General features: G+C 46.7%; 11 protein-coding genes and 1 tRNA gene. 11 read left to right on the top strand and 1 reads right to left on the bottom strand.

Translation table 11 applies throughout. The annotated features are described in order from the left end of the window. Positions 1-148: 148 nt before the first annotated feature. From QM529_06980 to ribF, 3 genes are all read left to right on the top strand, one after another. Entirely contained in the window at positions 149-970 is an 822-nt protein-coding gene (locus tag QM529_06980; protein MDI9314397.1) for an alpha-1,2-fucosyltransferase, read from the top strand. Between the two features lie 87 nt (positions 971-1,057). Next, a tRNA-Pro gene (locus QM529_06975) sits at positions 1,058-1,134 on the top strand. Between the two features lie 17 nt (positions 1,135-1,151). Beyond that, positions 1,152-2,108: a riboflavin biosynthesis protein RibF gene (gene ribF, locus QM529_06970; protein ID MDI9314396.1), complete on the top strand. Its 957-nt coding sequence runs from the start codon at positions 1,152-1,154 to the stop codon at positions 2,106-2,108. Between the two features lie 339 nt (positions 2,109-2,447). Here ribF and QM529_06965 read toward each other — a convergent pair whose 3' ends face one another. Beyond that, positions 2,448-2,768 carry a hypothetical protein gene (locus QM529_06965; protein ID MDI9314395.1) on the bottom strand — a complete coding sequence of 107 codons (321 nt, stop codon included), beginning with the start codon at positions 2,766-2,768 and terminating at the stop codon, positions 2,448-2,450. A 214-nt stretch (positions 2,769-2,982) separates the two neighbouring features. On the opposite strand from QM529_06965, the gene QM529_06960 reads away from it, so the two are divergent. The 8 genes from QM529_06960 (at position 2,983) to QM529_06925 (ending at position 8,468) form a co-directional block, all read left to right on the top strand. After that, entirely contained in the window at positions 2,983-3,297 is a 315-nt protein-coding gene (locus QM529_06960) for a hypothetical protein (protein ID MDI9314394.1), read from the top strand. Continuing rightward, entirely contained in the window at positions 3,263-3,679 is a 417-nt protein-coding gene (locus QM529_06955; GenBank protein ID MDI9314393.1) for a hypothetical protein, read from the top strand. The genes QM529_06960 and QM529_06955 overlap by 35 nt, the downstream gene beginning before the upstream one ends. Next, entirely contained in the window at positions 3,570-4,583 is a 1,014-nt protein-coding gene (gene rpsB / locus QM529_06950) for a 30S ribosomal protein S2 (GenBank protein ID MDI9314392.1), read from the top strand. The genes QM529_06955 and rpsB overlap by 110 nt, the downstream gene beginning before the upstream one ends. Positions 4,584-4,602: 19 nt before the next feature. Beyond that, entirely contained in the window at positions 4,603-5,523 is a 921-nt protein-coding gene (tsf, locus tag QM529_06945; GenBank protein ID MDI9314391.1) for a translation elongation factor Ts, read from the top strand. A gap of 110 nt (positions 5,524-5,633) precedes the next feature. After that, positions 5,634-6,371 carry a UMP kinase gene (gene pyrH / locus QM529_06940; GenBank protein ID MDI9314390.1) on the top strand — a complete coding sequence of 246 codons (738 nt, stop codon included), beginning with the start codon at positions 5,634-5,636 and terminating at the stop codon, positions 6,369-6,371. A 23-nt stretch (positions 6,372-6,394) separates the two neighbouring features. After that, on the top strand, positions 6,395-6,946 hold the full coding sequence (gene frr / locus QM529_06935; protein MDI9314389.1) for a ribosome recycling factor: 552 nt from the start codon (positions 6,395-6,397) through the stop codon (positions 6,944-6,946). A 23-nt stretch (positions 6,947-6,969) separates the two neighbouring features. After that, a complete protein-coding gene (gene uppS, locus QM529_06930; protein ID MDI9314388.1) occupies positions 6,970-7,710 on the top strand; it encodes a polyprenyl diphosphate synthase in 741 nt (246 codons plus the stop codon). Positions 7,711-7,730: 20 nt separating this feature from the next. After that, positions 7,731-8,468, top strand: a complete 738-nt coding sequence (locus QM529_06925; protein MDI9314387.1) for a phosphatidate cytidylyltransferase — start codon at positions 7,731-7,733, stop codon at positions 8,466-8,468. Positions 8,469-8,552 lie beyond the last annotated feature (84 nt).

Raw genomic sequence — 8,552 nt, 5'->3', positions numbered from 1 at the left:
CCAATGCCACCGCCAACAAACACCAACCAATAATTCATGGGGTGGTTTGTATCACAAGAGGGCGCATCGTTGAAGATAAAAAATAAGCTTTTAAATTGTTCTTGAAAATAAACGCGTCTTTTAGTAGACGCGCCTATATATTAAGGTCATGATTATTTTGCTTAATCCTTGGGGACAATATTCAAACAGATTGACACAAGAGGCTTACTACCAATCGATTTGTTGGGAATATAAAATAAAATATCTTTCTTTGGCAAACCCGGAGATGATAGGGTTGTATAGGCAAATATCATTAACAAACAACTTATTAATTAATATCCTGGGCAAAATAATAATAAAAATAATAAGGAAGTTGTTATTACTATTGTTGCGCATCGGGTATATTAAATGTCACAGCCCAAAAAATATCAACAGCCTTTTAAAACTTTCTAAAAGAAATTATTTTTTATTTGTCGGCGGCTGGGGTTTTGCGAAAGATGATAAATGGGGCACATTGGTTAAAAAATATACAGATAGATTAAGAATTAAATATCGGGTTGCGCCTGAACGCTTGCTTGATAACGAACAGTCAATTTTAAAAAAAATAAATTATTATAAAGAAAATAAAACAATCCTGATTGGCCTACATATACGCCGCGGTGATTATAGAACATGGCAAAATGGAAAATATTTTTACCCGGATGATGTTTGGACAAATTGTATTGAAAAGATAGCCCATTATAATAAAAATCAAAAATTTGTATTTGTATTATTTTCGAATGAAGAAATAACTATAAAATTAAAATATAAACATATTGTTTCAACCGCGCGATGGCATGTTGACCATTACCTTATGTCATTGTGCGATTATATCATCGGCCCGCCCAGCACCTTTCCTTTGTGGGCCGCTTTACATAGTGCTGTCAAAATCCATTGGATAGATAGCGTCATGAATGATAAAAATTATTCTTTTATTATCAATAAAAGTTAATAACATATAACAACATCTCCTTCGCGACCAACCGCCGGATGGCATTGCTATTTTACCGCCGCGATGTTATGACAAAAAAATACCTGTCGGGGTATAGCTCAGCCTGGTAGAGCACTTGCTTTGGGAGCAAGGGGCCGTAAGTTCGAATCTTGCTACCCCGACCATTTTTATCGATTATTACATGATAAAATTTTTCCCCTTCGCCGCCGCCCCCTTGCCACCAACCCAACCCATCGCCGGCGTGATTGGTAATTTTGATGGTTTTCATTTGGGCCACCAAATGGTGATTGGTGAATTGTTAAAAACCGCGAATGAAAAAAACCTGCAACCCTGGCTTATAACCTTTGCGCCGCACCCAAGGTTATTTTTTAACGAAAACTTGGATAATTTTTTGCTCACCACGCAAACCGAAAAAATCGCCCTGGCCAAACATTACAAATTGGCCGGCGTGGCGGTGATAGATTTTAATAAGGACCTGGCCAATTTATCGGCGGTCGATTTTGTCAAAAAAATTCTTATCGACCAATTGGCGGTGAAGACGCTGTTGGTGGGAAAAGATTTTCGCTTTGGTAAGGGGCGCGCGGGTGATGTTGCCGCCTTGCGCGACCATGGCATCAATAATGTTGTCGCGCTTGATTTGGCCAATATCGATGGCGGGGTGGTTTCATCAAGCGCGATTCGTGAAAAAATAACCGCCGGCGACATGGCGGCCGCCAATAAAATGTTGGGTCGCCCATTCAACCTGTCGGAAAAAATTGTCCATGGTGATAGGCAAGGCCGCACCATCGGCTTCTCCACCGCCAATTTGGATGTCGCCCAGTTACGCGCTGATAAAAAAATTCTGCCGCGCGATGGCATCTACGCCGTGACCGCCACCATCGCCGGCGACAACAGAATTTATCTTGGGTCATGTTACCACGGGGTGCGGGCAGGATTGGATAAAAAAATGGCCGAGCGGTTGGAAACTTACCTGTTCGATTTTACCGGCGATTGTTACGATAAAACCATGACGATTTACCTGCGTGATTATATTCGCGGCGATAAAAAAATTGATAATATGGCAAACTTGCAAAAACAAATTGCCGAGGACAACAATGCGGTGCGGGCAGTGGCCAAAAAATTGCGCCTGCTAAACTAGTTCTTTTATTTTTCTAAAACGCTAAATTCTTATACCAAAACTAGACATATCTAACCCTAGCCTATAGCATAAACTCCTCAATACCCTGATAGGAAGCATAAAATTGTCGTCATACTCGACAACAACTTCTTTAGTATCTATTTTTATTGAGGTGTCTTTTTGAATAAGTGCTATCTCCATTTTCTTGGAAAAAATACCTATAATTCCTCCCGCCTCTGCAATGTATTTCCTCTCAAATTTCCATCCCTCACCCTCCGCGACGCTTTTTAAGTCGGAAAAATAAACATCATTAGTTAAGTGATAAGGTGATGGAGACAAGAGTAACAATCCTATAAATAATCAAGCTACAAGTTTATTAACCTCTACTTCATTAGAGTCAGAGTATATAACCGCAAGGTATTTTATCAACCCATTTATTCTTTTAATTTCATTAATTACATGTGTAGGGGTCTTAGGTGTACTTGACAAGGGCTCCATACCACGCTTCTCGTCAAAATAAGTTTGCCCTTTGACAATTTTCGAAAACGACTCTATTGCCATGTCTTCAGTTTTCCCGAAGCTGGCGATATCTTTGTTAAAACATTGTACAATCCAAACCCCATCTTCTTGAAATGATACAACTTCTAATTCATACTTCTTATCATTGTTTTTGTCAGCCATGTTTGTTCTCCTAATGTTGGGTTAGCAAGTTTAATGAGTTATACCAGACAGCCCTATACAATTACAAGAAGAAAATTATAATTAACGTCTTTGATTGTGGTTTTTTTATATACTTTTGCACTACTTGACATGGCTTCCACCTCATGATAAAAGAACAAATTAAGAACTTATTCGCCATCATTTTATCCCATAAAAAACGAAAGAACGCCCCGCCATGACCCGCACCAAACACAAAGCTGTAAATCATAAACCAACCGCGCGCCAGCCGGCCACCACGCCGGCGGTGGCCGATGAAGCAAGCAATGTCGCCGGCAACATCATCGGCTCGCAAAGTTTTAAAACCTTGGGTATTATATCGGTGGTGGTGGTGGGGTTGTGTTTGTTGTTTTATTACCTGGTCGGGCTTTATTTTTGGGTGACGGCAAAAACCACGCTTGATTTTCAACCGGCTTTTTATTTCTTGGGGATTGTTCTGCCGGTATCGGGTTTTGTCCATGTCGGTTCAAAATTTGCCAATCGCGGCGACTGAAAAAAATCCCACGACCACCCCCACGAAACCCCAGAGAAACCCCCAGAGAAACCACTTGCCTTACCAAGTTTTTTTTGTTATGGCGGGTCATCATCAATCGTTGTTGATGGGTTTTTACCGCATGGTAAAAAAAACCATCAATGATAAAGACACAACACACAAGGTCAATAATTTTGCGGTGCGGGGTGGTTTTCTTAACGAAAATCATTTTGTTTCTGACCTTGGCGGAATAACCGTGAAGGAGAAAAAAAATGGAAATACCCAGCGTCTCTCTGGAAGACCTATTTTCGGCCGGTTGCCACTTTGGCCATGCCACCCATCGGTGGAACCCGAAAATGAAACCTTATATTTTTGGCATTCGCGGCGGGGTTCATATTATTGACCTTGATAAAACCGTTGTCGCCATGAACAATGCCCTGAAAGCAATTTACGACACCACCGCACGTGGCGGTCGCGTGTTATTTGTCGGCACCAAAATGCAATCGCAAAATGAAGTGATGGAGGCGGCGGTGCGCTCTGGCCAATATTATGTCAACGCACGTTGGCTGGGTGGCATGATGACCAATTGGAAAACCATTTCGCAATCGGTCAAACGTTTTAAAGATTTGGAAAACAAATTGGCCGGCGATTTAACCGGCTACACCAAAAAAGAACGTCTCAACATGGAACGCGATGTTGCCAAGTTGCGGCAGAATTTGGGCGGGATTAAAGAAATGTATAGCGTGCCCGACATGCTTATCAGCCTTGATACCATCAAGGAAGAAATTGCCATTCAGGAGGCAGTCGTCCTCGGTATTCCGGTCGTCGCGATTTGCGATTCCAATTCTAGCCCGACCGGTGTTACCTACCCCATTCCCGGCAACGACGACGCGACGCGCGCCATAAAACTTTATTGCGATGTTTTCGCCCGCACCATTTTGGCCGGTATCGAAAAATCTATCGCGACCGGTGGTGGCGATTTGGGCGAACGCACCGATGTTACCCAAGAATCGAAAGACGAAACCAAAGACGGCGACCGCCGTGATGACCGCCGTGGCGATAGACGTGGCGACCGCCGTAACGACGGCCGCGATGGCCGACGTGGTGGCAAGTTCGATGGCAAGTCGAATGATAAAACCGCCAAGGTTGAGGCGAAAGTTGAAGCTAAGGCTGATGAGGCAAAAGTCGAAACCAAAGTTGAGCCAACCGCCGAAGCCGCGCCCGTTGCCCCGACCGCCGATAATGCGGCCGATAAAAAATCAGACAAAAAATCTGGTGGCAAAAAAACCCTTTCCGTAAAAAAATAAATAAAAACGTCAATTAATCATGAGCAACATTACCGCCGCCACCGTTAAATCGTTACGCGAAAAAACCGGCGCGGGCATGCTGGATTGTAAAAAAGCGTTGGACGAATGCGGTGGCGATATTGAAAAATCTATCGACTGGCTCCGTAAAAAAGGCCTAAGCGCGGCGGCGAAAAAATCGGGCCGCGTCGCGGCCGAGGGGTTGGTCGGCATGATGACCAACGACTCAACGACCAGCGGCGTGCTGGTCGAGGTTAATGCCGAAACCGATTTCGTGGCGCGCAACGACATGTTCCAACAATTGGTCGACGACGCGGTGCAGATGGCGATGAAAATGGACATGGAAAAGGGCGACAGCAACGAGGCATTAAAAACCGCCCTGGCGCCGGCCATCACCAATTTGATTGCCACCATCGGCGAGAACATGAATTTCCGCCGCGCCAAAAAATTGAGCGTCGATAAGGGCGTTATCGCCAGTTACATGCACAATGCGTTGAAACCCAACGCTGGAAAAATCGGCGTCTTGGTGGCGTTGGAATCGACCGGTGACAAAACAAAATTGCAAGAATTGGGAAAAAAATTGGCGATGCATATTGCCGCCGCCAGCCCCAGTTACCTGAACGCGGGCTCCGTGCCGGCCGATGTTATTGCCCGCGAAAAAACCGTGCTGGCCGAACAGGCCAAAACATCGGGCAAGCCCGAGGCGGTGATTGAAAAAATGGTGCAGGGCCGCATTCAAAAATTTTATGAAGAGGTTGCCTTGCTAGAGCAAACATTTATTTTCGACAACGAAACCAAAATTACCAAAATGCTCGAAAATGCCGAAAAAGAAATCGGCGCGAAGGTGGCGGTGAAGGATTTTGCGCTGTTCCGTTTGGGCGAAGGTATCGAAAAAAAACAAGATGATTTCGCGGCCGAGGTTGCATCGATGGCAAAAAATTAAGACGAACGCATTAGGGCAAATCAACGGGCAAGCTATTAGACAAATAATTGATAAAAATAATTAATAAATTGTCAGCAAAAAATTAACGTTATAATCTTACCAGCGAACAAATGACTGCGACCACCCCGACCAACGAAAAAAGCCGATGGCGGCGGGTGATGGTGAAATTGTCGGGCGAGGCATTGATGGGCAAGCAACCATTCGGCATCGACAGCGATGTGTTGATAATGTTGTCGGAGGAAATAAGGTCGGCCGTTGACCAAGGATTCCAAATTTGCATGGTGGTCGGTGGCGGCAATATTTTTCGCGGCATGTCGTCGAACAAATTGGGCATCGACCGCACGACCGGCGATTACATGGGTATGTTAGCCACGGTGATGAATGCCCTGGCGTTGCAAAATGCGTTGGAAAAAATTGGCATACCAACGCGTGTTATGTCGGCCCTGCCGATAACCGCGGTCGCCGAAAATTACATCCGCCGCCGCGCGATACGCCATTTGGAAAAGGGCCGGGTGGTTATTTTCGCCGCCGGCACCGGCAACCCCTATTTCACGACCGACACCGCGGCGGCCCTGCGTGCCGCCGAAATGGATTGCGAATTATTGATGAAGGCGACCAAGGTCGACGGCGTTTATTCGGCCGACCCGATGAAGGATAAAACTGCCACCCGTTACGACGCCCTGACCTTTACCTCGGTTATCGAAAAAAATTACCAGGTGATGGATATCAACGCCGTGGTGTTGTGCCGCGACAACCATATCCCGATAAGCGTGTTTTCGATGTTCGACCGCGGCCAATTGCTGAATATATTAACCGGTAAAAATAGCAACCATACCTTGATTAGTTAGGGTAATTTTTTTATAATAAAACCATGATAGATTATCAAACAGCCTCGCAACGCATGCAATCATCGCTCGATGTGTTGCAAAAAGAACTGGCGGCCTTACGTTCGGGCCGCGCCAACCCAAAAATGCTCGACCCGGTGATGGTCGAAACCTATGGCAACCGCGTGCCGTTGCAACAATGCGCGTCGGTCAGCGTGCCCGAACCGCGCCAATTGGCGATTTCGGTGTGGGACCCAACCAATGTCAAGGCGGTGGAAAAGGCGATTAGCGACGCCGGGTTGGGATTGAACCCGCAGACCGAGGGCACGACCATAAGGTTGCGTATTCCCGAATTGAATGAAGAACGCCGCATGGAATTGATAAAGCTGGGCCACAAATACGCCGAAACTGCCAAGGTGGCGGTGCGCAATTTGCGACGCGACCATTTGGAATTTATTAAAAAAAATGAAAAGGATAAAAAAATTGGCGAGGATGACGCGCGGCAACAGGCCGAGGTGGCGCAAAAACTAACCGATAAATTCATTGCCGAAATTGACAAGATGATGGCCGATAAAGAAAAAGATATTAAACATATTTAGTTTTATTTTCTTTCGCATTTTTCATGGCTGATTACCCCACCCCCACCCCGCCGCGCCATGTGGCGATTATTATGGATGGCAATGGCCGTTGGGCCGAACGCCGTGGCCTGCCCCGCGAATTGGGCCATGCCGAGGGAGCCAAGGCGATGGAGCGGGTGGTTAAGGCGGCGTTGGTAAAAAAAATTCCGTTTGTTAGTTTTTATTGTTTTTCGACCGAAAATTGGTCGCGCCCGAAAAAAGAAGTCGAGCTGTTGATGAATTTATTGCGCCAATACCTGAAAAGAAATTTTAAAGATTTGGCGAGCGATGGGGTGCGCATTCGCGTGATTGGCCAACGGCGCGATCTGCCGACCGATATTGTGCGCGCCATCACCAAATTGGAAACCGACAGCATGAACCACGAAAACTTGACGTTGGTGTTGGCGATTAATTATGGCGCGCGCGCCGATATTGTCCAGGCGGTTGAGCATGTGTTGCAGGAACAGGAGCAAGGGTTGTTGACCCAAGCGATCGATGAAGACACCATCAGCAATCACCTGTGGACGCGCGATATTCCCGACCCCGATGTTATCGTGCGGAGCAGTGGCGAGCATCGCCTGTCGAATTTTTTTCTGTGGCAGGCGGCCTACGCCGAATTTATTTTTACCGACCGTTTGTGGCCCGACATAGCGGCCGAGGATTTCGACCTGTGGCTAAAAGAATATGAAAAACGGCAAAGGCGGTTTGGTGGTCGCGCCGATGAAATTCAACAGCAATCCTCGTAACAACAATCGGCAAAAAAATCATGGCGAAAAAAACCAAAGCAAAAAAAATAAAGACGCTGAAATCCGTGAAGGTCACGGGTAATGGCGCGGGTCGTGCGGCGCAACTTACCACGCCGCAAAATTCAGCGCGCACCAAATGGTTAAGCGGGTTGGTGTTGGCGGGTGGCCTGGCGGTATTTTTATTATTGCCACGCTGGTGGCAATTGATTGGGTTGTTGGCGATAGTGTTCATTGGCCACCGCGAATGGCAACGATTGGCGCAACGCACCAAAAACCCGTTCCGATGGTTTTTGATTGGGTTTTTTTATATTTTGGCGTCATCTATCGCCGCGGTTTATTTGCTCAGCCTGCACCCGCTGTGGTTTTTGCAGGTGGTGCTTATCGTCGTTGCCACCGACAGCGCGGGTTATATCGTCGGTAAAAAATGGGGGCGGCACAAATTGGCACCAACCATTTCGCCCGGCAAAACGTGGGAGGGGGCCTTCGGCGGCCTCGCCCTGGTGAACCTGGTGATTTATGTCAGCGCGATAACTTTTCACGCGGCGCTTCGCGACCATTTGGTAATGGCGATGTTGAGCGGTTGGGTGATTGCCGTTGCGTCGATTTTCGGCGACCTATTTGAATCGTATTTCAAACGCCAGGCGGGGGTGAAGGATTCGGGTAATTTTATTCCGGGGCACGGCGGCATCCTCGACCGCATCGACGGGCAATTGCTGGCGATGCTGGTCGCGGCGGCGGTGGCGGCGGCAATGGGGTAAGGGCGACGGCGGAAGGGGGCGCTTAGGTTTTTTTATTATTTTTTTTGTGCATACCAAGCATGCAAGACCAACGATTGAAAAAAT

The organism is Hydrotalea sp. (assembly GCA_030054115.1).
Taxonomy (GTDB): Bacteria; Pseudomonadota; Alphaproteobacteria; order JASGCL01; family JASGCL01; genus JASGCL01.
This window is presented reverse-complemented; position numbering and strand designations above follow the sequence as displayed.

What these genes read in the sequence shown, in the direction of transcription:
- QM529_06980 (MDI9314397.1), top strand. Translation starts at nt 149, where the DNA reads ATGATTATTTTGCTTAATCCTTGGGGACAATATTCAAACAGATTGACA.
- ribF (MDI9314396.1), top strand. Translation starts at nt 1,152, where the DNA reads ATGATAAAATTTTTCCCCTTCGCCGCCGCCCCCTTGCCACCAACCCAA.
- QM529_06965 (MDI9314395.1), bottom strand. Translation starts at nt 2,768, where the DNA reads ATGGCTGACAAAAACAATGATAAGAAGTATGAATTAGAAGTTGTATCA.
- QM529_06960 (MDI9314394.1), top strand. Translation starts at nt 2,983, where the DNA reads ATGACCCGCACCAAACACAAAGCTGTAAATCATAAACCAACCGCGCGC.
- QM529_06955 (MDI9314393.1), top strand. Translation starts at nt 3,263, where the DNA reads ATGTCGGTTCAAAATTTGCCAATCGCGGCGACTGAAAAAAATCCCACG.
- tsf (MDI9314391.1), top strand. Translation starts at nt 4,603, where the DNA reads ATGAGCAACATTACCGCCGCCACCGTTAAATCGTTACGCGAAAAAACC.
- pyrH (MDI9314390.1), top strand. Translation starts at nt 5,634, where the DNA reads ATGACTGCGACCACCCCGACCAACGAAAAAAGCCGATGGCGGCGGGTG.
- frr (MDI9314389.1), top strand. Translation starts at nt 6,395, where the DNA reads ATGATAGATTATCAAACAGCCTCGCAACGCATGCAATCATCGCTCGAT.
- uppS (MDI9314388.1), top strand. Translation starts at nt 6,970, where the DNA reads ATGGCTGATTACCCCACCCCCACCCCGCCGCGCCATGTGGCGATTATT.
- QM529_06925 (MDI9314387.1), top strand. Translation starts at nt 7,731, where the DNA reads ATGGCGAAAAAAACCAAAGCAAAAAAAATAAAGACGCTGAAATCCGTG.